The 25,969-nt window shown below is 44.0% G+C and carries 17 protein-coding genes and 1 pseudogene; 6 read left to right on the forward strand and 12 right to left on the reverse strand.

Annotated elements, in window-relative coordinates:
* Window positions 1-156 precede the first annotated feature (156 nt).
* Window positions 157-1,638, forward strand: a complete 1,482-nt coding sequence (locus LC608_RS17880; protein ID WP_229554804.1) for an SIMPL domain-containing protein — start codon at window positions 157-159, stop codon at window positions 1,636-1,638.
* Window positions 1,639-1,733: 95 nt separating this feature from the next.
* Here LC608_RS17880 and LC608_RS17885 read toward each other — a convergent pair whose 3' ends face one another.
* The 6 genes from LC608_RS17885 to LC608_RS17910 form a co-directional block, all read right to left on the reverse strand.
* Window positions 1,734-1,964, reverse strand: coding sequence for a DUF6737 family protein (locus tag LC608_RS17885; RefSeq protein ID WP_229554805.1), 231 nt, complete (start codon window positions 1,962-1,964; stop codon window positions 1,734-1,736).
* Window positions 1,965-2,444: 480 nt separating this feature from the next.
* Entirely contained in the window at window positions 2,445-3,413 is a 969-nt protein-coding gene (locus tag LC608_RS17890; RefSeq protein WP_229554806.1) for a TauD/TfdA family dioxygenase, read from the reverse strand.
* Window positions 3,414-3,689: 276 nt separating this feature from the next.
* Window positions 3,690-5,726, reverse strand: a complete 2,037-nt coding sequence (gene ligA / locus LC608_RS17895) for an NAD-dependent DNA ligase LigA (RefSeq protein ID WP_229554807.1) — start codon at window positions 5,724-5,726, stop codon at window positions 3,690-3,692.
* Window positions 5,727-5,812: 86 nt separating this feature from the next.
* Window positions 5,813-6,826 (reverse strand): hypothetical protein, encoded by a 1,014-nt coding sequence (locus LC608_RS17900; RefSeq protein ID WP_229554808.1) that lies wholly within the window; start codon window positions 6,824-6,826, stop codon window positions 5,813-5,815.
* Window positions 6,827-7,316: 490 nt separating this feature from the next.
* Window positions 7,317-8,111: a peptidylprolyl isomerase gene (locus LC608_RS17905; RefSeq protein ID WP_229554809.1), complete on the reverse strand. Its 795-nt coding sequence runs from the start codon at window positions 8,109-8,111 to the stop codon at window positions 7,317-7,319.
* 632 nt (window positions 8,112-8,743) lie between these two features.
* Window positions 8,744-9,118 (reverse strand): cytochrome c, encoded by a 375-nt coding sequence (locus LC608_RS17910; protein ID WP_229554810.1) that lies wholly within the window; start codon window positions 9,116-9,118, stop codon window positions 8,744-8,746.
* A 210-nt stretch (window positions 9,119-9,328) separates the two neighbouring features.
* Between LC608_RS17910 and petG the strand changes: the two genes are divergently transcribed.
* Window positions 9,329-9,442 carry a cytochrome b6-f complex subunit V gene (gene petG / locus LC608_RS17915; protein WP_063721252.1) on the forward strand — a complete coding sequence of 38 codons (114 nt, stop codon included), beginning with the start codon at window positions 9,329-9,331 and terminating at the stop codon, window positions 9,440-9,442.
* A gap of 129 nt (window positions 9,443-9,571) precedes the next feature.
* On the opposite strand, the gene rsmD is transcribed toward petG, so the two are convergent.
* Both rsmD and hisH read right to left on the reverse strand, forming a co-directional pair.
* Window positions 9,572-10,117: a 16S rRNA (guanine(966)-N(2))-methyltransferase RsmD gene (gene rsmD, locus LC608_RS17920; RefSeq protein WP_229554811.1), complete on the reverse strand. Its 546-nt coding sequence runs from the start codon at window positions 10,115-10,117 to the stop codon at window positions 9,572-9,574.
* An 84-nt stretch (window positions 10,118-10,201) separates the two neighbouring features.
* Window positions 10,202-10,837, reverse strand: coding sequence for an imidazole glycerol phosphate synthase subunit HisH (hisH, locus tag LC608_RS17925; protein WP_109006740.1), 636 nt, complete (start codon window positions 10,835-10,837; stop codon window positions 10,202-10,204).
* 58 nt (window positions 10,838-10,895) lie between these two features.
* On the opposite strand from hisH, the pseudogene LC608_RS17930 reads away from it, so the two are divergent.
* From LC608_RS17930 to LC608_RS17940, 3 genes and pseudogenes are all read left to right on the forward strand, one after another.
* Window positions 10,896-11,129 (forward strand): annotated as a pseudogene (locus LC608_RS17930) (peptidase C15); the annotation flags it as partial.
* A gap of 455 nt (window positions 11,130-11,584) precedes the next feature.
* A complete protein-coding gene (locus LC608_RS17935; RefSeq protein WP_229554812.1) occupies window positions 11,585-12,952 on the forward strand; it encodes a DUF3370 domain-containing protein in 1,368 nt (455 codons plus the stop codon).
* A 302-nt stretch (window positions 12,953-13,254) separates the two neighbouring features.
* Window positions 13,255-13,692 carry a response regulator gene (locus LC608_RS17940; protein WP_229554813.1) on the forward strand — a complete coding sequence of 146 codons (438 nt, stop codon included), beginning with the start codon at window positions 13,255-13,257 and terminating at the stop codon, window positions 13,690-13,692.
* Window positions 13,693-13,842: 150 nt separating this feature from the next.
* On the opposite strand, the gene LC608_RS17945 is transcribed toward LC608_RS17940, so the two are convergent.
* Window positions 13,843-15,171, reverse strand: coding sequence for a hypothetical protein (locus LC608_RS17945; protein ID WP_229554814.1), 1,329 nt, complete (start codon window positions 15,169-15,171; stop codon window positions 13,843-13,845).
* Window positions 15,172-15,311: 140 nt separating this feature from the next.
* Here LC608_RS17945 and LC608_RS17950 point away from each other — a divergent pair, with 140 nt between their 5' ends.
* A complete protein-coding gene (locus LC608_RS17950; protein ID WP_229554815.1) occupies window positions 15,312-15,884 on the forward strand; it encodes a Uma2 family endonuclease in 573 nt (190 codons plus the stop codon).
* 149 nt (window positions 15,885-16,033) lie between these two features.
* Here LC608_RS17950 and LC608_RS17955 read toward each other — a convergent pair whose 3' ends face one another.
* From LC608_RS17955 to rpoB, 3 genes are all read right to left on the reverse strand, one after another.
* On the reverse strand, window positions 16,034-20,083 hold the full coding sequence (locus tag LC608_RS17955) for a DNA-directed RNA polymerase subunit beta'' (protein ID WP_229554816.1): 4,050 nt from the start codon (window positions 20,081-20,083) through the stop codon (window positions 16,034-16,036).
* A gap of 127 nt (window positions 20,084-20,210) precedes the next feature.
* Complete coding sequence (locus LC608_RS17960) at window positions 20,211-22,088, reverse strand: DNA-directed RNA polymerase subunit gamma (protein WP_229554817.1); 1,878 nt, start codon at window positions 22,086-22,088, stop codon at window positions 20,211-20,213.
* A gap of 76 nt (window positions 22,089-22,164) precedes the next feature.
* Window positions 22,165-25,464 (reverse strand): DNA-directed RNA polymerase subunit beta, encoded by a 3,300-nt coding sequence (gene rpoB / locus LC608_RS17965; RefSeq protein WP_229554818.1) that lies wholly within the window; start codon window positions 25,462-25,464, stop codon window positions 22,165-22,167.
* Window positions 25,465-25,969 lie beyond the last annotated feature (505 nt).

Below are 25,969 nucleotides of genomic sequence, written 5' to 3' on the forward strand. Positions count from 1 at the left end.
GTATGATGGCTCAATGGCTCTCGTAACGCTGTTATACTTAAGTATTTTTATCTACTGAGAGGATAGCGTTAAGTGGGGTTTCTGAGTTTTCAGACATCCTCTAAGATTAAAACATTAACAGATTTCAAACATCATTATTTAAGCAACGAGAATAAGATGGCTAACACAGATAATCAAACTCTTGTGATCATCGCTCCTCTGACTGATAGCACTAATCCAAACACTGCTCCTGCTCAGATATTGGAAGTCACTGGTCAAGGAGAGGTAACGGTTCCCACTACTTTAACTGAGGTGCAATTGGGCATTCAAGTAGAGGGAAAAACCTCAACCGAAGTTCAACAAGAAACTGCTCAACGTTCAGCAGCGGTAGTTGATGCGCTGCAAAAGCTTGGGGCGCAAGAACTTCAAACTACATCTATTCAACTAAATCCCGTCTATAAATATGATAAAGATAATAATCAAACCCTAATCGGGTTTAAAGGACTTAACACACTTCAGTTTGAGTTACCAACGGATAGTGCTGGGGCAGCAATTGACACAGCTATCCAAGCAGGTGCGAATCTAATACAGGATATAAGCTTCACTGCCTCAAACGAAGCATTGCAGCAGGCACGCTTACAGGTTCTTAGCGAAGCGGTTAAAGACGCCCAAACTCAGGCTGAGACTGTTTTTAGTACCTTGCAGTTAACCCCCGGAAAGATTCTTGACATTGATATTAACTCAGATGACAATCCTAGCCCATCTCCTTTGCTGTTTGAAGCAGTAAATTCTTTTGCAGCACGTAGTACAACTCCTATAATTGGTAGTCCTCAGTCGATAAAAGCTAGTGTTTCTCTAGATATCGGTTATTCTCCAAATTCAGCAGGGACTCTCGCTTCGGCTACTGATGATAATCTCACAGGTGCGATTAAGCAGGCTCTTGGGATTATCGATCCCCTGACTGGTAGCACTAATTCAAACACTGCTCAGATATTGGAAGTTACTGGTCAAGGAAAGGTCAGCGTTCCCACTACTTTAACTGAGGTGCAATTGGGGATTCAAGTAGAAGGAAAAACCGCAACCGAAGTTCAAGAAGAAGTTGCTCAACGTTCAACAGCAGTAGTTGATGTGCTGCAAAAGCTTGGGGCGCAAGAACTTCAAACTACATCTATTCAACTAAATTCCGTCTATAAATATGATAAAGATGATAATCAAACCCTAACTGGCTTTAGAGGACTCAACACACTTCAGTTTGAGTTACCAACCAATCAAGCTGGGGCAGCGATTGACAAAGCTATCCAAGCAGGTGCGAATCTAATACAGGATATAAGCTTCACTGCCTCAGACGAAGCATTACAGCAGGCACGTCTCCAGGTTCTTAGCGAAGCGGCTAAAGACGCCCAAGCTCAGGCTAATGCAGTTTTTAGTACCTTGCAGTTAACCCCCGGAAAGATTATTGACATTGATATTAACTCAGCTAGGAATCCTAGCCCATCTCCTTTGGAGTTTAATCTAGTAGCAGATAAAGCTTTTGCAACAGGTGCTACAAGTCCTTTAATTGGTGGGCCTCTGACGATAGAAGCTAGTGTTTCTCTAGATATTGCTTATTCTCCAACTTCAGCAGGTACTCTCGATCTAGCTCTTTATGGATTGCAGTGATCTGCTACTGTCACAAGCAAGGGCGCGGTGTAGTCGCACCGCGTTCCAAACAACTAGGTGATAAACATGGGAATATTCGGACGTTTATAATCAAATTAGTCCTTATACGACTCCAAAATCCCACTGCGAATCATTAGTTGTGGCCAAAACAAGACAAAAAACCCCATCCATGTCACGACAGGGATGGAGATGAGAACTGTTAGCCAGATAGTTTTAAATAGTAACCAGCTACCACCAATCAGGGTTACACCTGTGAGAACTATAGACCACGGTTGACACCACCAAGGTTTATAGTTCCAGGGGCTTATGGGCTTTTGTTCAGACATTGATTTTATTTAATAAAACTCCAAATTTTCTTTTAACAATTTTTAGGGTAAATGATCTACTATTACAGGTCGGCGGAAATAAACCTACTATTTCGTTACAGGCAAAAAGCGCAAAATTAAAGCAGGCGTAACTTTTGACTTCCGCCTTGCAGTACTAGGGTTCCAGAGTTGAACCCGTTGGTTTTGCCCAGCGCAGGTATCGCTATCAATATTATCAAGGTATTGGTAAAATTCGTGAGAAATATAACAGTGCAATCCAAATTTATATTCTTGCACCTGCCCACTTTTTTGCCAGAGAATAAATTCTCTGGCTAATAGCGCAAGTCCACTTAAGTGGAATCCAATCCTGATTTAGTCTTCTTTAGAATAATGCAAGTTAGTAGCCGCAGAATCCATTCTGAGGCGGTTGTTGGGATTGGTGCAAATTCTGAGTAAAGGGGCTACGGACATATTCCGCAGTGCTGCTTACCACTCTCTAGCTTACGAAAGTACTGGTTGTGCTTCCAGCTTCTCAGATTGGTTCTTCAAGACGGTTGGTAATTGGCTGTTGAACGCTTCACTTTCAACCACTTGCGATCGGAAACCATCGGGCCCGACTGGAACATCTCCCGTGATGGTGGTGCGATAGAGGACGCGCTCAACTTCCAGATGATCCAGATCCTGCGGGGCTAAATGTGAGGTGGCGCGATTGTCCCAGAAGGCAATGTCACCGTTGTTCCATCGGAAGCGGGTGGTGTAGGCAGGCTTGGTGATTTGGTTGAAGAATAACTCAAGCAGCAGATCGCTCTCTTGCCGTGACACATCAAGAATGTGCGAGGTGAAGTTAGGATTCACGTATAATGCTCGTTCGCCTGTCTCAGGATGAACCCTGACGACTGGGTGTATTGAAACCAGGGGATTGGCTGCAATGCGCTGGGCGATTTTGCTATTGCTGGGCAGATTCAAACGCGCATTGAAGCGATGTTCGGCTTTCAATCCATCTGCTAGCGATCGCAGGGGTGCTGATAGACCCTCGTAGGCTGCGACCAAGTTAGTCCACTGTGTGTCACCACCGAAGCTGGGAACGTTAACCGCACGCAAAATCGATGCCGCAGGAGGGTTGACAACTGCTGTCACATCGGTATGCCAACGGCTCTCGTAGCTGGAACGCCGCAGACCGTTGCGCCGTTCGTAACGGCTACGGTCAATCGGCAGTATTTCTGAGAAGCCTTCAATTGGCTCATCTTCGTGGGGATGCGCGTAGGTAACTTCGCCAAAACGAGCGGTGAACGCAACCTGTGCAGCATGATCGATGTTCTGACCGCGAAAGAACACGACTTTCCACTTCAATAGTGCTTGACGAATTTCTTTGACTGCATCATCGTGCAAGGGACGCGAAAGGTCTACGCCACTGATTTCCGCACCGATGAAACCGGCTACCTGCTTGACTTCAATGTGTTTGTTGCTCATCTGAATTCTCCATAGTTTGATCTATAGCGCAGTCTTCGCACTCGTCCGTTTCTTTTGGTATGTTGCTTGCACTTAATGACTACATACCAAAGGAAGCGATCGCATCTGAAAAGCATTATACGATAAATCGAGCAATTTACAGTAGTATAAAACTAGGACATTTTTATACTTGCTCTAATTCCCTCCTAAAAAAAGAGGGTTAGGGAGGATCAAGGCTGAAGCCAAGCTTAATAAACGTTAACAATTAATGAGTGTGACGGGTTTGCCAGATATGCATCAATCCTCAAGCATCTTTAACAACTGCGGCTCGCTTAATTGCGTAATTCCCAAGGAAAGCGCTTTTTCTAATTTAGAACCTGCATCTTCTCCTACTACCAAATAATCTGTTTTTTTACTCACTGATTCAGTCACTTTACCACCAGCTTTTTGAATCAAAGCCTTCGCTTCATCTCGCTTTAAGGTTGGTAATATTCCCGTAATTACAAAAGTTTTACCTGCGAACTTTTGATTAACATCCCCAACTATTTTTGTTTCTTCTGTGGCAGCTAATTGCAATCCTTCTGCTTGTAAGCGTTCTATCAACTTTTTATTGGCATCAATCCGAAACCACTGGTACACAGATTGGGCAATTTCAGCACCGATACCGTAAATTCCTTCAATATCTGATTGCTTTGCTGTCGCTAACTGTTCTACAGTGAAATATTTCTGAGTCAACAATTGGGCATTCACGCTGCCAACGTGACGGATGCCTAAACCATACAATACCCTTGACCAAGGTTGGTTTTTTGATTGAGCGATCGCATCTACCAATTTCTCTGCCGACTTTTGACCCATTCTTTCTAATGCACACAATTTGCTTTGTGTCAACTCATACAAATCGGCAACGGAATGCACCAAACCTTTATCAACGAGTTGATGCGCCAGCTTTTCCCCCAAGCCTTTAATATCTAAGGCATCACGACTTACCCAATGTTCAATGGAACCTTTGAGAATCGCTGCACAGGAAGCATTGACGCACCGAGTCACCGCCTCACCTGATTCGCGCACCACTGGTTGACCACAGACTGGGCAATGGGTGGGCATAACGAAAGGTTCAGTGTCAGAGGGACGGAGTTCTTTTAATACCCTCAGCACTTCTGGGATGATTTCTCCAGCTTTGCGGACAATCACAGTATCGCCAATGCGAATGTCCAATTGAGTAATGCGATCGCTATTATGTAACGTCGCGCGAGAAACTGTTGTCCCCGCCAGTTGCACCGGGCGCATCTCGGCTAACGGCGTTAACGCTCCCGTTCGTCCGACATTTACAGCAATATTTTCTACACGAGTGGGTGCTTCTTCGGCTGGGTACTTTAGAGCGATCGCCCAGCGAGGGAATTTCTGCGTAAACCCTAGCTGTTCTTGAAGTTTAAAAGAATTCAGCTTTACTACTACCCCATCAGTCATGTAGGGTAAATTCAGCCGCTCCGTATCCCAGTATTCATAATATTTTGCCACTTCTGCGATCGAGGCACACAATTTATGGTTGGGGTTGACTCGAAAACCCATCTTTTCTAATAACTCCAATGCTTCCCATTGGGTATTGGCAATACTGGCGTCATCTCTACCAGGAATGTGCAGAGTGTAGCCAAAGAAATCTAATCGCCGTTTAGCGACAATGCGCGAGTCTAGTTGCCTGAGTGTACCAGCTGCGGCATTACGGGGATTGGCAAATAATTGCTCACCTGCTTTTTGTCTTTCCTCGTTAATTTGTTTAAATACTTCCAACGGTAAAAACGCCTCGCCGCGTACTTCCACCCTTTCTAGAATTTCTGACCCTTCAAAATTCAAACGCAAGGGAATTGAGCGAATTGTCCGCACATTTTGGGTGATATCTTCACCAGTCACCCCATCGCCCCTAGTTGCACCCCTTACTAGAATGCCATTTTGATAGGTAAGAGCCAAAGCAGAACCATCAATTTTAAGTTCACAGACATATTCCACCGAGTCTATTTTCGGTACTTGTCGCCGCCAACGCTGATCCCAGGCTTGCAACTCATCGATATTAAATGCATTCTCCAGGCTGTAGAGGGGGATATTATGCCGCACCGAGGTAAACTGCGTTGCTGGCCTTTCACCCACGCGCACAGTCGGACTATCGGGAGTTGCCAATTCTGGATATTGAATTTCCAGTTGTTGCAATTCTCGATATAGCTGGTCATAGACTGCATCCTCCATAATTGGAGCATCTAAAACGTAATAAGCGAAGCTTGCTTGTTGTAATAACTGGCGCAGTTCTTCTGTACGTTTTACTTCCGGCTTAATCTGGGTCATTAGACTTATTACAAAATACCTAGCGAACAGAATAGCCTGCATGAGCAGGCTTTGTTTGGGTAGCCGTGACTTGTAGTCGTTGGGATTTAACGATCCCAGTCTTCGACTTCATATAAAAATCGAGTTTTGCCAATCAGTTTACGATTAGCAGAGGTACTTTGGACAAACACAACATACTTTTCTAGGTTACTCGGTTTAATCCGAATCGTTGCATCCATCGGTAGACCTAACATTTCTCGTGCTGCACCTCCTTCAAATAAATCACCTGTTGCCCGATCCATTAAGATAATTTCTTTTTGAGCCTGGATAGTTTCTGTTTTTGTAAATTCGTAGAAACCCCGCCCAACTTTAAAACTTAAACCATTTTCTAATACAAAGGCTTTAATTGAAATATCTTGTTCAACCTCTAAAATCTGGAAACGCCCTGGAGAAACTGCCCGTAAATCAGCCGATTTGTAATAGGATGTTGCTTCCCGGTTCATCATGGTGTTAAATATTTTATTTAACCCACGGCTCATGCGTCCCTCGTCAATTACTTCTTGTTCATAAGCTTGTAGCTGTTCATTAGAAGATTGTTGGTAGCAGACTGCTAAAAACAAATCACTAATATACGAAAACTGGTCTAAGTTAATATGAAAACCGCCAGACTTTTCTGCAAGTTCTTGATAAAAAGGAGTGGCATGAGGACGATTGAGTGCCTGAACTCCGTAAACTGTAATTTCTGCCTCAGCTAATTTATCTAACTCTTTGCGCCAATTCAGTTTTTTAGGATTGTGTGCTGGAGGATGGGGAATATCATCGCCAATCAAGACCAATGATTTTGTTGCTGACTTTGACCAAGATAAAGATTGGGATTCATGTAACACCAATTCATAACATTCTGGTGCATCTCCGCCACCAGTAGGTTCGACATTTTGCACAAAATCACAAATAGCATCAACATCACCGGATATGTTAAATATTTTGGTGACATAAGTTGAACCTGCATCGCAATAGTCACCATGAGCAATAATCCCAATCCGAATTAAGGGAATTTCGTCTATCAGTCTGGTAACGGTATTTTTGATTTTTCGCCGTACTTGAGTAAGGCAAGGGTACATACTCCCAGTTGTATCAAAACTGAAAACAATCTCAATATTATTACTTGTCACCCGCTCACCTAAATTAATATTTAATTTTTAACTTACAAAATTACAAATGGCACGCAATCATGGTTAAAAATTTTACAGGTAAGCCTCAAATTTTTGACATTTATTTAGTAAAAGGATAGTAAAAAATGGGTAACGGTATTTTTGAGATGATTATTTTATTTCTTGGCTCATTATTTTTACTCATGGGGCTTATAATGGCACGTTCAGCCACCTCTTTGATTGTGCAACTTCTTTCTGCTGCAAGTTCCCTAATCTTTAGTCTAACTACCCCTATTTTATTTTGACAAAAGCGAGATTCCACTTTTTAAAAATTAATGAGGTGGGATTCCACCTACTATATGAACAACATCAAAAGCGATCGCTCGTCCAGTCTGGAAAACTAAAAGAGCGATCGCTACCTTCGGTTTTGAAGCCTAAGTATGGCAGTCAGCTCCCATACTTAGGCTAAAGGTTGATCGCCCTCTCCGTGTGGTAGCATCCCCGCCTCTGGTCGTGGTGCAGACATGATTTGCTTTTGCTGTTCTTGCAGCCAGGTTTCAAAGAGTTCATTCAGCAGTCGCACTTTCATAAATTCATCTAGTTGTGCGGGGATAAATTTTTCCAACCGCAAAATCACGAACCAGTCGGCGATGCGGGTAGGGGGCAATATCTGACCTGGTTGACTGCTAGATAGCATTTGCACCATTACCGGATGTAGTGCATTCAGTTCAATCGGGCCTACTAAGCCTCCAGTTTGGGCTTCTGGCCCCAGTGAATATTCACGCGCCAAGTCAGCAAAAGAGTTTTCTTTCGCCTGAATGCGGAAGTAAAGTTCTTGGGCTATTCCCACATCCTGGGTTCGCAGTAGAGAATAAATTACTTTATCTAGTTTTGTCTTGGACTGAAAAAAGTAGGATTCCAGTTTATTACCCCAAGTAGCCTGCTTGAATTTTTCAATTTTAAGCTTACGAGTGATAATAACTTCTAGTTGTTCGGGAGTCAGTCCTTGATGTGCCATCCAAGCCTGGATGTCTTCTTCATTTTTGAACTGTTTTTCAGCGTAAAACTGCTGTTTAGCTTGGGCTACTTCCTCAGGTGTACATATTGCTACGTTGGCGGAGCGTGAATTTTCGTCTATTGCCTCATCAATAATCAATTCGCGCTGCAAATGTGGCAGCATTTGGTAACTTGCCAGTAAGGAAATCAGTTCACTAGCTGTGATTGTACGATTACCGATTTGGATCGCTTCAGTCATTAGCTTTCGGGCATCTTAAGAATATCTGGTCTGTCAAAGAAGCTAAACCGTAGCCCACTCACTGGGAGCTTTTGTCTTAATCTTACCGAGTTAGGTACGCTAACTTCACTTTCGTAATAATTAAATAGTGGCTTTAACATACTTTAAAATATACAGTTTATATGAGCTTTTATCAAAGATTCTACGTAAATACGACCAGATGTGAAAAAAAAGGACAAAGGTCAAATGGGAGCCTCCCAATTTTGCAATTTTACCAAAATAGTTACAAGTTAATTGCGATTGCTTTGCTTCACTGCGTTACGTACCCTGCGGGTTCTCCAAAGGAGTACGCAATGACAAATTATGTTTTTACACATTTGGGATGCTCCCGCTCAAGTAACTAATGACACTTCTCGCCACTGCAAGTTAGAAGACGAAGTTATCATGAGCTAGGGTGCTTTGAGATCACCTTCTCCTAACAAAAGTTTTTTAGTTAACCAGAAATACTCACTTTATAGCGAGTCTCATTTGGATCTGACTTTTCCAATTATATTTTTGGTAGAGCGATGTCTACGAAGGGCTGCGCCTACGCTCACTATACCTCTATCCCAAAGTTTTATTATGTATCATCCCACAACCAAAAATTCTAACGTTTACAATGACTCTAAATAATTCAAAAGATCCGCCATTTCTTGGGGACTAGCTTGGAATTTTGGCATTGGCGGGGTTTCACCACTGATCACCTGGCGAATTAGTCCATATCGAGACTTGTGTTTTGAAACAGCTTGCAAACTGGGGCCTACTCGCCCGTCTGCTTCCAAGCCATGACAACCAGCACAATTAATTTGAAAGATCGCGTGTCCTTGAACTGGGTTTCCTGTTAAGGATAAAACGCTCTTGACGTATGGATCGGAGGCTTGAACCAACTGAACACCAAAAAAGCCCAAAGAGACTGCTAGCAGTATAGCCAGGGTCAATAAAACGATCCTCTGAATCAAAATTTCAGGTTTGGTAATCTGGTTATCCAAAAGGTTTGCTGTGAAAATCTAGGTGTGCTAAAAAGTTTTCATTTCCTACACATAGCTTAAAAGTTCTTGATTGTGTCTGCAAGCACAGAAGACTATTTTCTTGTGGGCAGTCACTCTCCAAAAAGGCTGTAGGGCGCAGGATTCATACGAAATTTGGTAAAATCAAAAACAGGCAACGAATATTTAATAATTTCAAAGAGGAGATTTACAGTGGTTGAACCCCTACTATCAGGTATTGTCCTTGGTCTAGTTTTCGTCACCCTCGCCGGACTGTTTTACGCTGCCTATAAGCAATATAAGCGCCCCAATCAGTTGGGGGGATAAGCAGTGCTGAGTTTTGTTAGCGGATAGCTATGGTTTAGCCTGTGCTGAGTTTTGAGTGGGAAAATGAGGGGGATGAGGGAGACAAAATAAAATTTTCTCCTCCTGCTCCTTTGTCTGCCCCCTCTTTTCTTATTGCACAATTCTATAGAAAGTGAGTGATGTGTTGCCGTAAACTTTCTCGCGGCAAATTTCCCAATCGGGAATCTCTGGCGGTGTCCAACCTTGTGAGGTGTGTTCAACTGCGATTTCACCGCTAGGATCTAAAAGTTGATAGTGAGCGATCGCTTCTAATACTGGCTGGTACAATCCACTGGCATAAGGTGGATCAAAGTAAATTCTATCGAATTGCTTGCCTGATAAAGTCTTTAACTGTTGGAAAATATCTCCCCGCAATACCCGAAGTTCTTGCTCGGCATTCGCTACCTGCTGCCAATTTTGTTGGATGGTGGCACAGGCTCGGCTCGATTGCTCAATTCCCACTACTAGGCTAGCTCCTCTACACAAAGCCTCTGCGCCCATTGAACCAGTACCGGCGCACAAATCTAGCCAGCGACAACCTGCAATTTCTCCCTGCCAAATATTAAACACTGCTTCTCTTACCCGCGCACTAGTGGGTCTAGTTTCTTTTCCGGGTAAAGTTTTTAGCTGGCGATTCCCGTAAATTCTCAGGCTCATTGGTTATTAGTCATTGGTCATTAGTCATTGGTCATTAGTCACAAGTTTTAGACAAACGACAAACAACAAATAACAAAAATAGTATTAGGCAGGAATTTTTTCGCGGACTTGAGCAACAAAATTAGATAAAATTTGCAATCCGATATTAGAGGATTTTTCGGGGTGAAATTGGACTGCCATCAGGTTTTCGTGGGCGATCGCAGCTGTGACGGTTTGAGTACCGTGGGTGACAGTTGCTGCACGGATTAGCGGGTCTATTGGGTCAACATAGTAAGAATGAACAAAATATACCCAAGGATCGGACGGTAAATGCTCCCACAAAATACTTTTTGGTTGAGTCACTTCCAGTTGATTCCAACCCATGTGAGGAATAGTGATGTCAGGTTCTGAGCGAAACCGCCGCACTTTTCCTTTGATAATTCCTAGTCCTGGTTGAGTACCTTCTGCACTTGATTCAAAGAGAATTTGCAATCCTAAACAAATTCCCAAAAATGGTTTACCAGATGCGATCGCTTCTTTAATTGGTTGTTCCAAACCACGCGATCGCAGGTGTTGGACTGCTGGATCAAATGCTCCCACTCCCGGCAGAACTATTGCATCTGCCTGCTCTAATTCCTTTGGAGAATAAGTAACATTAGGAGTTGCTCCAGCTTTTTCCAAGCCTTTGCAGACTGAGTGCAAATTTCCCATCTCGTAATCTACGACCGCAATTACTGGCATTCACCTGCTCCTTGTAAATTTATTATGGAGGGTTTTTCTATTCTAAATAATATTTGTTATGAAGAGAAGAATTCTATTAACTTCTTTTGACATTTGCCTAAAATATCAACAGTCGAATTCTTCTGATGATTAATTACTTGAAGTTACCAAACTTGATCTGATACCAGATGATTTAAGTTTTTTACCCTAGTTACCCGTAGATGTGCAACTTGCCAGTACTCAGGTAATGGAAAAAATCAATGCAATTCAACCTGATTACATCATCTGTTGTGGCATGGCTGTAAGGCGTACATAATTAAGTATGGAAGCAGTTGCTAAGTAACTAGGCAAGAATAAATCAAATTAGATTAAGTAATGTAAAAACTCTTGAGATTATTTTGTAGTCAGAGTTTCAGCCCTCATTTGAGGACTAAAGTCCTCACTACAAACTTTTAATTATTTACACCGCTTTACTTAGCTGTAAGGAAATTGTTTTGCAAACAGCAGTTGATTTAAAAGAATTAGTCACGGGAGCAGCAGGGATTGAGATTAGTCACGACTGCGGGAAATTTATTTGTCTTGGTGTAGTGTCTCGCAAAGAGTACTTAAGCTAAAAGCAACTCATGGTAGGTTGTATTTTTGCCCACGTTCCGGTTCTCAATCAAGAAAATTTGATGGGGATTCTTGCAGATTCCGTATTAATTATTAACAAACTGGCACTTTCATCAAGTTGTTAATGTCTGTATGGTGAAAGAAATATCTAAGTGTATGTTGCCATTGTTACTAATTTTCCCAATTGCCCAATTAACTCCTGCCACGCCACCACCTGAAGAAGTCGTACAACCACAAGAAGTGCGTCCTTTATCAGGCCAATTGGATACAGTGCCAACGTTTAACAGCAATAGTCCAGAATTGGTTTTGAAAGAAGGAATTTTACTCTCTACCTTTCCACCAGAGGGCAAAAAAGTGCCAACGGCGCATCTGAATTTTCCCTTTCGAGGACGATTTGATATTTTTGCCCACCATATTGCTAGGGCTGAACCAGCAGAGAATTTGCGCTCGCTCTATCTAGGGATAATTTTGCATAACCCTAGTTCTGAAGCAGTGAAGGTTAATATTTGGCAGGCGGCGAGTTATTTGAGTCAACCGGATGCACCATTTATTCAGCTACCATCCTTGAGTCAAAATCTTTTAGGTAAAGTTTTTGCCGGGCCAGGCGATCGCGTCATGTCTGATGTGCTGAGGGGACGGCGACAAGAGATTTTCCCTGCCCAAATTGAGATTCCAGCAGGGCAAAGTCAGATGTTACTAAATTTACCAATTCCGGTGCAGGGATTAACACCACCTCTCAATGGTCGATCTACGTTCATGCGACTGCAAAGTAATGGCACTGTCTATGCAGCTAGCCTAGCCATGTTTGCGCGTGTAAATCCCGATGGCAGTGAGCGATCGCCTACTTTAGAAGAGTGGCAAAATTTACTCAATAATAGTGATGTGTCCGGGCCACGCGATAAAACCCCCACTCCTTTAGAGGAAACTGGCAAACCAAGAATTTATGGGCGTGTTGCTGGAGTGGCTGCTGGTTCACGATGGAGAGCTTTATTAGTAGATAATCCTAAAGCCAGGTATCTAACTATTCCCCAGGCTGGTCAAGCGTTTTCTTACGCTCTAAGTAGCCTGCATGGTGGCACATTAGGAACTGGTCAAATTCAAAGTGCTACTATGCTGGTGCGCTATCCTGACACCGCATATCGCGCTCATGGCAACTATGGAATTCAATATAATCTCAAGTTGCCGCTATACAACAATACTCAAAGTCCTCAAACTGTGAGTGTATCCATACAAACACCACTCAAGGAGGATCAGTTAGTCAAACCAGGGTTACGCTTTTTTAGTACACCAGCCCGTCAAGTATTCTTCCGAGGGACAGTGCGGGTACGTTACAGAAATGACCAAAATCAACCACAAACTCAGTTTGTGCATTTAGTGCAAAAGAGAGGTCAACCAGGGGAACCCTTAGTTTTATTAAAGATGAAAGCAGGCGATCGCTCTTTGGTAGAAGTTGACTTCCTCTATCCACCGGATGCTACACCTCCGCAAGTTTTAACAGTTTCAACTCAAGCTGAACCTCGGTAATGAGTGATGGGTAATGGGTAATAGCTTTTCTCCAATTAGCTATTACCAAAAAATATTAGTCAGCTGATTCATAAAGCTTTACTGTTTACCAACTTAGCGCGGCTCATCAAAGGCACATCGGTCATAGATAATTTATTCGGGGCGATCGCTTACCTAACAGGGCGGTGAATGTGATCCGTGAATTAACTTCTTCATATTGATAAAACTTTTCACCCCAAGTTTATGTATTTAGGCGGAATATTTATTCAGCCCCATGCGTTGCAATAGACATAGCAGACTATAGCAGGCAATAAAGGGATGGCATGACAATCGATCAAAAAATCAATCAAGAAACTGAGTCAAATTCGCTCCAGCACCTTATTGGAACCCTGATTTTACTGGTAGAGGATGAGCCAGATATTGCAGATTTGCTCACCTTCGTTTTGGAAGCAGATGGTGCAGAGGTGATCGCTTTAGGCGATGCAGAAGCAGCCCTTGCCTTGATAGAATCGCTTCATCCCGATATTCTGCTGTGCAATGTGAAATTGCCCGATCATGATGGAAATTGGTTAATTAAGCAAATTCGAGTGCATTCTTGCCTCTCCTTAAGACAGTTACCCGCGATCGCTATCACTTCTTATACACGGGAAGTCTCAAGTCATAAGGCTTTGAATGCTGGCTTTAATCGATTTTTAGTCAAGCTTGAAAGTCCAGATGAAATCGTAGGTGAGATTGTTCACCTGCTATCTAACGAAATTTAAATATAAATATTTAGTCTTTCTGTCGCTTTTAATACTTGTAGTTCCATAGGTGCTGGGAGGTACAGCTAGCTGTACGCTCCTATAAATGACTTTAACTTGGAAACTAAACCCTAAGTGGCTAGGGTGAGATATTGGATATATTTGTTAACTTTATTGAAAACCTTTTGTTGGCTTTTTTTGCCCCTTGCTCTTAGGCTTGGATTTGTTAACTTCTCCTAAAGCTTCCTGAAACAAGTTGTGTAGATGTATGGGGACACTAGCAATTTCTGGTAACTCTGGCTCAATAGGTTTATTGAATTCTTGCAAAAGTGCGTCTAAGTCGCTTTCAAGACGGAACTCTGGACGTTGCAGAACTGTTTGCAACACATTTTCTAATTTACTTGGATACTGTTGCGCTAATCGATGCCAAATAAAAGCATTAATACTTTTATCTTCGAGGTAGTAACGAACAAGTTTTTCCGCCCCTTGAACACTCTGCCAGTCCTCTGCCGATAAAATTGCTTGTACCTTACTATATGTTGGTAAAAACATTTGTCCCCAACGAGGATGAGAAAGAGCTGTTACTTGTTCTGCTTTCTTGAGTTCCGCAGGTAAATCAACCTTTGGCATAACCATTTTGCTATTACTGCTTTTGCTGTTAAACATCTGAGAGACTACGTTGGAATCAGCACCAAATTCTTCTGCTGCTGCTTTTATTTCATCGTCTCCAATGCCAGCTGCTTCTGCCACTTCAGCCAAGGATTTAGAAGTATCAATTCCTGCTTCTGCAAAGCGTTTTTCAGTGATTAATTCTTGAAATTCAGCTATTTTTTTATTAAGCTGGTATCCAGATAGTGTGATTTCATCAGTACCGAAAAAGTCCACAAACTGCTGATGATATTGTCCTACTGACTGCCAAGCTTCTTCTAGCAAGTCTGGAGCATCGCTGTAAAGATTACTTTTATAGTTTTCTTTGAAATTACCAATTGCTACAGCAAGCTTTGGTTTACCTAATTTACCCATTATTGTGTAGGGGCCAGAAAACATCCAGTAGCTATCGGTAACAGGAGAAATGCGAGTTAGTAAAATTTCTCCTACTTTCAACCGAGATATGGCCTGTAATGTTTGAGTATTATTTGGCTTGACGATGTAGTGTTTATCTGTCAACCAGTTCGTCAATTCAAAGCCATCAGGTAGAATATTCGTTATGGCAAATAAGCCAATAAAACTATGATGCCAACTGTTGATCAGGTTGCGATCGCTTTCTTCTAAATCTGGATTGCTTTCGATAAACAACTCCAATGGAGATTTATCACCGACTTTCCCGGCTGTCAGAAAGCTATCGATAGTTAAGTCCTGCTGTGTACTATCCCCACTTCCACGGCGCAACTGTGCGGCTGCATAAGTTTCCAGTGCTTGTGCTAGTTCGCCTTCAGCATCAAGGACAAAATCAACTAAGGCTTGTTTTAATTGGTGCGATCGTTCTAATATGACATCCACAACTTAATCTCTCGGTGCAACAGATGTAGATTATAGCTCTTGAGAGAATTACAGCATCTAGCTATTGCTAGATTTATGCGGATTTAATCCGTAAAGCTTCTTTTAAACTAGATACAAGGCATCACACAAGGTCATTACAGATGGTTGCAACTCCAAATTCTAGCTATATTTCTCCAGAAGACTATCTCAAAGGAGAAGAAACTAGCCCTATCAAGCATGAATATAGACAGGGACATGTTTATGCAATGGCAGGGGCAAGTAATACGCATGTAATTATTAGCGGCAATCTGTTTGCTATGCTAAGAAATCATTTGCGTGGGAGTGGTTGTCAGGCTTATATCTCAGACACCAAAGCACATATTGAGTCGATTAATATCTATTACTACCCCAATGTAATGGTAAGTTGTGACCAACGAGATAAAGCTTTTAACAACTTTTTGCGTTACCCTCCGTTAATTGTAGAAGTGCTATCTCCGACAACAGAAGCCTTTGACCGAGGTGACAAATTTGCTAACTACCGACAAATGGAGTCACTTCAGGAATATGTACTTGTGAGTCAAACTCGGTTAAATGTTGAGTGTTTTCGCTGCAACTCGGAGAGACAATGGGTACTTTATCCCTATGGACAACAAGATATCATTCATTTGGCAAGTGTAGATTTTCGGTGTGCTGTTGCAGATTTATATGAGGACGTTACTTTTGAATCCCCATAATTGACTGACTACTAGTTCGAAAGGTAGAAACCAGAATATTGAGGATTTAAAAATGTGTTTTTATAGAGCAAAATAAAAAGGCAAAAGAAGATTTTCTTTTGCCTTTATTAATTTTTACCTTTTATATAGAGACGTTAAATTTCAAGTCTCTATTCATCGTCGAAATCATCTTCGTCGTCTTCCTCTTCTTCCTCGAAATCGTCGTCGTCTGCTACTTCATCGGCGATTAATTCATCTTCGTCATCGAGAACTGACCTTTCTGCACGTCTGCTACCAAAACCAGATTCCCCAAGAGTAGGAGAATCTAAATTATAGGTGCGAGCTGTGCGGTCATCTAAGACCATATCCAGGGGGTCATCGACTTCATCTAAGACACTACTGCTAATTTCAGCAGCATAATCTTCAATCGCACCGGGTTCATCATAGGTATTGTAGCCAGTACCAGCCGGAATCAATCGCCCGATAATCACGTTTTCCTTCAAGCCGCGCAACCAGTCGGATTTGCCTTCGATAGCTGCTTCGGTAAGTACCCGTGTTGTCTCTTGGAAGGATGCGGCGGAGATAAAGCTGTCGGTATTCAAGGATGCTTTGGTGATACCTAACAATACTGGGGTATACTGTGCCCTAGCACCGCCTGTAATTGCCATAGCTTCGTTCACCTGCTCAACTTGGCGCAGTTCCACCAATTCACCAGGAAGCATTGTGGTGTCACCACCATCATCAATCCTGACTTTGTTGGTCATCTGGCGAACAATGACTTCAATGTGCTTATCGGAAATATCAATCCCTTGAGATTGATACACCATTTGCACTTCATTCACCAAGAATGACTGTACCTTCTGCAAAGCATGACTAGCACAAGCATAGATTCCATCTTCGGAACCCAGGCTAAAGAAGATTTCCAAAATTTCGTGGGGATTGGATGGGCCATCACTTAATGGTTGTCCCGCTAACACAAACGATCCATCTGGCACAATCAAATTTTGTCCTGGGCCTAGAGGATAATCTGTTACCACGCCATTTGATTCTACGACCTTGATAGCGATCGCTTCATCACCACTTTCAGCGTAAACTACCTTAACTTCACCCCCCCGGCGACATAAAATGCACGCTTCTTTGGGTTTACGAGCTTCAAGTAGTTCCTCAATCCGGGGCAAACCTTGAATAATATCTCCGGTTTTGGCGCGTTCAAACACCAGCAACACCAAGTTATCACCCCGTTGTACCAAATCGCCGTCTTCTATCTGCAACACAGCACCAGGGCTGACTCGATAAGGGCGACCAATACGGGTAGTAACAACGTAGTTTTTAGTACTCAGGGCTGATTCTTCACCAGATGCAGCAGTGGCACTTTTGATATCCACTACTTGTCCTGATTCTGGGGCAAAAACTCCAGGAGCAACTTCTGTACCTTCTACTAGCAAGTCACCCACTTTTACCTTTGGCTGAGTACTGGTATTAATGGTCAGCCTGTCAGCGTCACGCAACACTAAGCAGCGACGCACGTTTTCGCTTCCTTGTCGCACGCCCCGCACTTCCCCGCCTTCTTTACACAAGATTTGGGTACGTGCGACCACAGATCCAGGGGCGATGGTTAGCCCATCGTGTACCTCAAGTGTGGTTTGGGTGCTACCTTGAGTGGCATCGGCGGTAATGTCTCGACGAATTACCAAGGATTCCAAAATTACCAGTTGTAAACGTTGAACTTCTGGGTCTTCAGTATCCTCTACTAATTCAATATCTGCTGCAAGGGGTGAAGCATTATGGTCTTGTTCACCTTCTTGCTCAATTTCCAGCACTAGCTGGGTTCGCAGTAGTTCCACGCCTTCAACAGATTTGACGCGTTCGGAATCTTTGTAAGGTAGTCGCTGCACGGCCCGCAACTGAATCGATCGCCCGGTTTGTTGGCTCACAGATGTAGTTGATGGCACATCTGGATTATCGGGTACGGCAAACTCAACTACTGGACGACTCAACAGGGCAGGCCCTTCTGGTGTCTCTACATACTGGATATAACGCAATTCCGTGGCGACATTGCCTTGGAATTCCTCACCTGGTTGGATGAAGGTATTATCTCGCCCAATGACCGATTCTGGATCGTCCACCATCAGCAGTTCCCCAGGTTTAACCACAACTTCCCGCAGGATATCGTTTTTCTGGGTAACTTCTATCACACCACTGTTTTGGCAGAAGATATCTTTTACTACCTCGGTGCCAGCTTCCACAAACTGACCGTCTTCTACCAACAGCAAGGAGATATCTTTATTAACTTCGTGGCTTTCTTCGGGAATCCACAAAAGAGTACCGCCTTGCACGACTTCATAACCCAGTTTGGCTTTGCCTTTTTTCTGGACTTCTACACCCGCGAATTTTAGGAAACCACCAGTAGTTGTCCGATAGCGGTCATCAATTAACTCAGCTACTACTTGACCATTTTGCACCTTTGTGCCTGGTGTAGCTCGGAGGTTAAATACTTGGTTGTTACCAGTGGAGACTAAGTAATTATTACGCCCTTGGGAACTTTGGACTGTCACCGTTGCTTGGTCTAGTACCACAGAAGCGGTGATAATCTCAATTTCCCTGGTACTCTTACCTGGGTTAGCTTCTGGCAAGCGCACCACACCGCCGTGCAAACTGGCTAACTTGGTTTCTGCTAAAACTCCATTAGAGGCGATCGCATCACCATTTTTTACCACCAATTCTGCACCAGGCGGCAAGTTATAAACTTCCCCAGACAAAATCCAAATCAAACCACCGCGTGCGGCTGTGGTTGTGGTATTACCTTGACGGTCAGTTTTCTGTTCTGGAACAACTTCGGCAAATTGCACTTCCCCTGCTAAGTCAGAGGCTACATCTTTAACTGCTTTTTCTGTATTAGTCCGAGTTGTGCGTCCACCAAGGGCAACCTCTGCCAACAACTGACCTTGTTTTACCTTATTTCCATCAAATACATATAGTGTTGAACCTTGGGTAAGATGAACCTCTTGGTTCTCTGGGGTAACATCACCTACTTTTGTTGGCTCCAAAAGCATGATGCCATTAGCCTCAACATAGAGGGCATCTTCCCCGTGACGGGTACGATATGTTCTGGTCTTCAGTTTGCGGGGAAGCTTGACAGTTCCATCGATTTTGGAACGTACTTGTTGCGCCACTTCCCCGGTAAACACACCACCTGTGTGGAATGTCCGCATTGTTAGCTGAGTACCAGGTTCACCGATACTTTGAGCGGCAATAATCCCCACAGCTTCGCCCAAGTCCACCATCTTAGCGTGGGCCAAACTCCAGCCGTAGCAGTGTTGACAGACAGAACGTGCCGCTTCACAAGTTAGGGGCGATCGGAGCACAACTTCTGCCACCCCAGATTTTTCGATTTTCTTCGCCAAGTCCTCAGAAACTGGGGTATTGCGTGGTGCAATTACTTCTTTTGTCACCGGATGCAGCACATCTTCGCCAATTACCCGTCCCATCAAGCGGGTTCCTAGAGGTATCAAGGTTTTGGCACCTTCTGTCATTGGTCGAATGGGAATTCCTCTGGTGGTACCACAGTCAAATTCCCGAATAATCACATCCTGGGATACGTCGACCAAACGCCGGGTAAGATAACCAGAGTCAGCCGTCCGCAAGGCAGTATCCACCAATCCTTTTCTGGCACCGTAAGACGAAATAATATATTCCGTCACAGTGAGTCCTTCACGGAAGTTGGTTTTGATGGGCAAATCGATAATTTCCCCTTGAGGATCTGCCATCAGTCCCCGCATCCCCACCAACTGCCGGACTTGAGAGATGTTACCCCGTGCCCCGGAGAATGCCATCATGTATACGGAGTTCAGGGGATTAGTCTTCTTGAAGTGGACGACTACCTCATCTTTCAAGGCTTCACTAGTACCATTCCAAGTATCGATTACCTTTTGGAAGCGTTCTACTTCAGTGATTTCTCCCCGTTGATAACGGGTTTCAGTAGCACGAATTTCTTCCTCGGCTGCTTCTAAGAGCAATCGCTTAGTTGGTGGTATCATCAAGTCATCTACACTGATGGAAACCCCTGCTTTGGTAGCATAGCGAAATCCCAAATCTTTCAATTTGTCCGCCATCACTGCGGTTCGCGCCGTACCATAATTTGTAAAGGCCCAAGAAATTAAATTTCTCAGTTGACCTTTGTCAACCACCCGATTGCGAAAAATCATTTTTTCGTTAGTCATTAATCATTAGTCCTGAGTCATCAATAATTAATAATTCGTAATACTCGCCTTTGGCGAGAAGCAAGCTACGTAGTTCGTAATTCGTAATTAATTCTTCAATTACGAATTACGAATTAGAAATTACGAATTAACTTGCTAGTGCTTCCTGAATGGCATTGTTGTAAATAACGCGGCCAGGAGTTGTGTATATATACTGCGAAAGTACATTGCCTTTAGCGTCTTGTCTGACTCGACGGAACTTATAGAGTAATGTGCGGGTACCATCCTCGTTTTCCGTCACTTTCACGGGTTCTGTATCCGGTTGGTCTGATTCTATTTCCCCGTCAAACCGCACATAGATATAGGCGTGCAAGTCAATTTGATCTTGCTGGAAAGCCATAATTACATCCTCTAGCGAAGAAAAGTAATTTCCTGCTCCTTTTGTCGCATCGGGATTTTCTGCTGTTAAGTAATAGGCTCCCAACACCATATCTTGGCTAGGCGTGATGATAGGTTTACCTGTGGCTGGTGACAAAATATTGTTAGAAGCCAACATTAACAACCGTGCTTCAGCCTGACTTTCTAATGACAGAGGGACGTGTACCGCCATTTGGTCGCCGTCAAAGTCGGCGTTAAACGCTGGACACACCAGAGGATGCAGTTGAATCGCTCTACCTTCTACTAAAATTGGTTCAAAAGACTGAATACCCAAGCGGTGCAATGTTGGTGCCCGGTTTAGCATTACAGGGTGTCCTTCAATCACCTCTTCCAACACATCCCAAACACTGGGATCATTGCGGGATATCAGCTTTTTCGCAGCTTTGATGTTATTTACCATGCCGCTACGAATCAGGCGGTTAATCACAAATGGTTGAAATAGCTCAATTGCCATTTCTCTAGGCAAACCGCACTGGTGAATTTTCAGCTTTGGTCCGACCACAATTACAGAACGTCCAGAGTAGTCAACCCGTTTACCTAACAAGTTTTGTCGGAAACGTCCTTGCTTACCCTCAATAATGTCAGACAAAGATTTCAGGGGTCGGTTATTTGCCCCTACCACAGTGCGTCCCCGACGACCATTGTCAATCAAAGCATCTACTGCTTCTTGCAGCATCCGCTTTTCGTTCCGCACAATAATCTCTGGTGCCAAAATTTCTTGCAAGCGTGCCAAACGATTGTTGCGGTTAATTACCCGCCGATACAAATCATTTAAATCGCTGGTGGCAAACCGTCCGCCATCTAGTTGCACCATTGGGCGCAAGTCGGGGGGAATCACGGGAATAACTGCCATTACCATCCACTCTGGTTTAGAACCAGTAGCGATGAAGTTGTCAATCACCCGTAGTCGCTTAATTAGCTTGGCTCTCTTTTGTCCTTTGGCGTTGCCAATTTCTTCGCGTAGGCTTTCAGCTTCTTGTTCCAAATTGATATCGGCAAGCAAACGCAACAGCGCTTCAGCCCCAATACCTACCTCTACGCCTTGCAGCACAGAATCTTCGCTATAAATTTGGTCTTCTATTTCCAACCACTGGTCTTCACTCAGCAGCTGTTTGTAAGTTAAAGTTTCGGCATTACCTGGACTCAGGACAACATAAGAGTTGAAATAAACAATCTGCTCGACATCCCGCAAGGGCATATCCAACAGGATGGAAATATAGCTAGGAATGCCTTTGAGATACCAGACGTGAGCTACTGGTGCAGCGAGTTTAATATAGCCCATGCGGTGGCGACGCACCCGTGACTCAGTGACTTCTACCCCACAGCGTTCACAGACAATACCTCTATGACGAACTCTTTTATACTTACCACAATGGCATTCCCAATCTTTCGCTGGGCCAAAGATGCGCTCACAAAACAAGCCATCCATCTCTGGCTTGAGAGTTCGGTAATTAATCGTTTCTGGCTTGGTTACTTCACCTACTACTTGGCCATTGGGCAATGTTCTCTCGCCCCACTGCCGAATCCGTTCAGGGGAAGCCAAGCCGATTTTTACGTAGTCAAACTGATTAGTTTGGGCAGGTCTCATATTTAGTCATTAGTCATTGGTCATTGGTCATTAGTCCTTAGTCCTTTGCTAATGACAAAGGACTAAGGACTATTGATTATTCGTCGTCTTCCAACGATTCGCGCGAAAGAGATTCATAGGTGGGTCGAGGAGGCGTGCGACGGGCTGATTGGTCTGCCATCAAATCGACTTCTACATCCAGAGAACTGCCGTCTGTTTGGGTTTCTACCTTGTGTACGGCAATGTCTAACCCCAATGATTGCAACTCGCGCATTAGCACCTTAAAGGACTCTGGAGTTCCAGGTCGAGGAATTGCCTTACCTTTAACGATCGCATTTAACGCTTCATTCCGTCCTTGCATATCGTCAGATTTAACTGTGAGCAATTCCTGTAAGGTGTAAGCTGCACCAAAGGCTTCCAATGCCCACACTTCCATTTCTCCAAATCTCTGACCACCTTGTTGTGCTTTACCACCCAAGGGTTGCTGAGTCACCAGTGAGTATGGGCCTGTGGAACGCGCGTGAATCTTATCATCCACCAAATGCACCAGTTTCAGCATGTAAGCCACACCGATGGTAATTGCTCGGTCAAAGGGTTCGCCTGTACGACCGTCATACACCATGATTTTGCCTGGGTTATCTGGGTTATATACCCAGTCTTTCCCTGTTTCGTCTCGTGCTTCTTGCAATTTCCCATGCACGATTCGGCGAGATGACTCTTCCCCGTACATTTCGTCAAAGGGAGTAATTTTAAATCGCACTCCCAAGGTTTGACCAGCCCAACCCAAGAGGCACTCAAATACTTGTCCGACGTTCATCCGACTCGGTACGCCCAAGGGGTTGAGTACAATGTCTACTGGTGAACCATCGGGCAAATAAGGCATATCTTCCGCCGGTAATATCCGAGAAATAATCCCTTTATTACCGTGGCGTCCTGCCATTTTGTCCCCAACTTGGATTTTGCGTTTTTGAGCAACATACACCCGGACTACCATATTGGCTCCTGGGGGCAGTTCATCGCCTTGTTCACGAGTAAACAAGCGCACATCAACTACGCGGCCTTTTTCACCGTTTGGTACTCGCAAGGAATTGTCCCGTACATCTCGCGCTTTTTCACCGAAAATTGCACGCAACAGTTTTTCTTCTGGCGGTTGGTCAGATTCACCCTTGGGTGTAACTTTTCCTACCAAGATATCACCAGCTTCTACCCACGCCCCAATGCGAATGATTCCCTGTTCATCCAACTGACGCAAGGCATCTTCCCCGACGTTGGGAATTTCTCTGGTAATTTCTTCTGGCCCGAGTTTGGTTTGTCTAGCTTCAATTTCATATTTTTCAATGTGAATTGAGGTGTAGACATCATCCTGCACCAGTCTTTCAGAGATTAAAATCGCGTCCTCGTAGTTGTAGCCTTCCCAAGGCATATAGGCAACGACGATATTTTGTCCTAGCGCCAATTCACCGCCTTCGGTGGAGGAGCCATCAGCCAATACCTGACCAGCAACAACCCGTTCACCAATGCGGACGAGAGGTTTCTGATTTAAACAGGTGTCTTGGTTGGAACGTTGGTACTTGGAAAGGGTGTACTTAATCTCTTGGGTATTAGGTTTAGGACGGACGCGAATTTCTGTAGCATCCACATAAGTGACATCGCCATCAGTACGCGATACAACCACCATCCCGGAGTCCCTTGCTCCTTGGGCTTCCAAACCAGTACCCACCAGAGGACGTTCTGGCTTAAGCAGAGGTACTGCTTGCCGTTGCATGTTCGATCCCATCAGCGCTCGGTTAGCGTCATCATGCTCCAAGAAGGGAATCATGCTGGTTGCTACCGATACAATCTGTACGGGAGATACTGCTACGTAGTCCACCTGTTCTGGTGTTGTGGTGGAAAATTCTTGGCGATAACGGACTGGCACTAGTGGCCCAATAATGTGCCCGGTTTCATCTACAGGAATATCTCCCGGAGCAACCCGTAGATCGTCTTCTTCATCGGCTGTCATGTAGGCTGGAGGCACATCAAATCTGACACGCCCATTTTCTACAGGTCTAAATGGTGTTTCGAGGAAGCCGTACAGGTTAACCCGCGCATGGGTTGCTAAGGAGCCAATCAATCCGGCGTTGGGGCCTTCTGGTGTCTCAATGGGGCAAATGCGTCCATAGTGACTAGGATGAATATCCCGCACGGCAAACCCAGCGCGTTCGCGGGTTAAACCACCAGGGCCAAGGGCACTCAGACGGCGTTTGTGAGTCAGTTCTGCTAAAGGATTTGTTTGATCCATGAACTGACTTAACTGGCTGGAACCAAAGAATTCTTTAATTGCTGCTACCAATGGTTTGGGGTTCACCAAGGAAGCAGGAGTTAGCACTTCAGCATCGGATACGGTCATCCGTTCCCGAATAATTCTCTCTAAGCGGTTTAAGCCCACCCGCACTTGGTTTTGCAGCAATTCACCGACGCTTCTTACCCGACGGTTGCCTAAATGATCAATGTCATCGATATTACCAATGTCATATTCTAGGTTGATCAGGTAATCTACAGCTGCCAAGATATCGCCAGCAGTCAGCACGCGCATTGTGTCTGGAACAGAAAGGCGCAATTTCTTGTTGAGTTTGTAGCGTCCGACGCGACCAAGGTCATAACGTTTCGGGTCAAAGAAACGAGAATCTAGGAGTTGTTGTCCACCTAATACTGTGGGTGGTTCACCAGGACGTAGTTTCCGATATAACTCCATCAAGGCTTCTTCTTCAGAGAATTGCCCTTCTTTTTCGATGGTTTTTTGGAAATATTCGGGGTGGCGTAAAGCGTCAAAGATTTCGTTGTCTGATAACCCTAAAGCTTTTAGAAGTACCTGCGCTGACAGTTTGCGGGTTTTGTCAATGCGTACCCACACCAAATCGTTACGGTCTGTTTCAAATTTCAGCCATGCTCCCCGGTTAGGAATTAAGCTAGCTGAATAAGTACGTCGCCCGTTTTTGTCGATTTCTGATTTGTAATAAACGCCTGGCGATCGCACGATTTGATTGACAATTACCCGCTCGGCTCCGTTAATAATAAACGTGCCGCGATCGGTCATCAAAGGCAAATCACCAATGAATACCTCTTGCTCTTTGATTTCCCCGGTTTCCTTATTAATCAACCGTGTGGGAACATACATTTGGACGGCATAAGTACTATCCCGCCGCTTGGCTTCTTCGACGCTGTACTTTGGCTCCTTGAGTTTGTAGTTATGACCCAAAAAGTGCAGTTCTAATTTGCCCGTATAATCTGTAATAGGACTAAAGGAGTTAAGTTCTTCTATCAGCCCTTCTTCCAAAAACCAGCGAAAGCTCGAACGCTGGATTTCAATCAAGTCGGGCAACAGAAAGGCGGGTTCCATGTATGTTTCTTTAGTCATGCCTCTTCCTTTGTCAACCTGGTAAAATTTTCCCTTGGACACTGCTGTTTTACGCTTCCCACTGCTAGCTAGTGTCCTTAGCTGTTTGGGAACTCCTTCTTACACACTTGCTATTTACAGGTGTGGGCAAACGCAGCCATTAAAGCTGGAATGAGCAATTTGGACAAGGGGGTAATCGGCCAAAATCAGGGACTCAGACGCCAAAAACCCACTATAGTCTTGATTTAAGAAGAATATACAGTTGAGATATTCCTGAGTTTTATCTACTTTCTTCATTTCCCCTCCAAAAAGCGCGTTAATTTGCTGACGCAGCTCTAGACGGTGTGTCTTATATCCACCCGGCTATTTATACTCCCAGTGATATCCTAGATATCCTAAGACTGAGGGAATGATCCGCACCTTGTCGGCTTTGAATCAGAATCACTTCATTTTGCTGGATTGTACTCACAAGGCAATTTCGTTTAACGATTTTGAATAGGTTCGATACATACCAAGCCGATATTGT

Source organism: Nostoc sp. XA010 (assembly GCF_020829625.1).
Taxonomy (GTDB): domain Bacteria; phylum Cyanobacteriota; class Cyanobacteriia; order Cyanobacteriales; family Nostocaceae; genus Nostoc.

Coding starts and splice junctions, on each gene's coding strand:
- LC608_RS17880 (WP_229554804.1), top strand. CDS start 157: ATGGCTAACACAGATAATCAAACTCTTGTGATCATCGCTCCTCTGACT.
- LC608_RS17885 (WP_229554805.1), bottom strand. CDS start 1,964: ATGTCTGAACAAAAGCCCATAAGCCCCTGGAACTATAAACCTTGGTGG.
- LC608_RS17890 (WP_229554806.1), bottom strand. CDS start 3,413: ATGAGCAACAAACACATTGAAGTCAAGCAGGTAGCCGGTTTCATCGGT.
- ligA (WP_229554807.1), bottom strand. CDS start 5,726: ATGACCCAGATTAAGCCGGAAGTAAAACGTACAGAAGAACTGCGCCAG.
- LC608_RS17900 (WP_229554808.1), bottom strand. CDS start 6,826: ATGTACCCTTGCCTTACTCAAGTACGGCGAAAAATCAAAAATACCGTT.
- LC608_RS17905 (WP_229554809.1), bottom strand. CDS start 8,111: ATGACTGAAGCGATCCAAATCGGTAATCGTACAATCACAGCTAGTGAA.
- rsmD (WP_229554811.1), bottom strand. CDS start 10,117: ATGAGCCTGAGAATTTACGGGAATCGCCAGCTAAAAACTTTACCCGGA.
- hisH (WP_109006740.1), bottom strand. CDS start 10,837: ATGCCAGTAATTGCGGTCGTAGATTACGAGATGGGAAATTTGCACTCA.
- LC608_RS17935 (WP_229554812.1), top strand. CDS start 11,585: ATGTTGCCATTGTTACTAATTTTCCCAATTGCCCAATTAACTCCTGCC.
- LC608_RS17940 (WP_229554813.1), top strand. CDS start 13,255: ATGACAATCGATCAAAAAATCAATCAAGAAACTGAGTCAAATTCGCTC.
- LC608_RS17950 (WP_229554815.1), top strand. CDS start 15,312: ATGGTTGCAACTCCAAATTCTAGCTATATTTCTCCAGAAGACTATCTC.
- LC608_RS17955 (WP_229554816.1), bottom strand. CDS start 20,083: ATGACTAACGAAAAAATGATTTTTCGCAATCGGGTGGTTGACAAAGGT.
- LC608_RS17960 (WP_229554817.1), bottom strand. CDS start 22,088: ATGAGACCTGCCCAAACTAATCAGTTTGACTACGTAAAAATCGGCTTG.
- rpoB (WP_229554818.1), bottom strand. CDS start 25,464: ATGACTAAAGAAACATACATGGAACCCGCCTTTCTGTTGCCCGACTTG.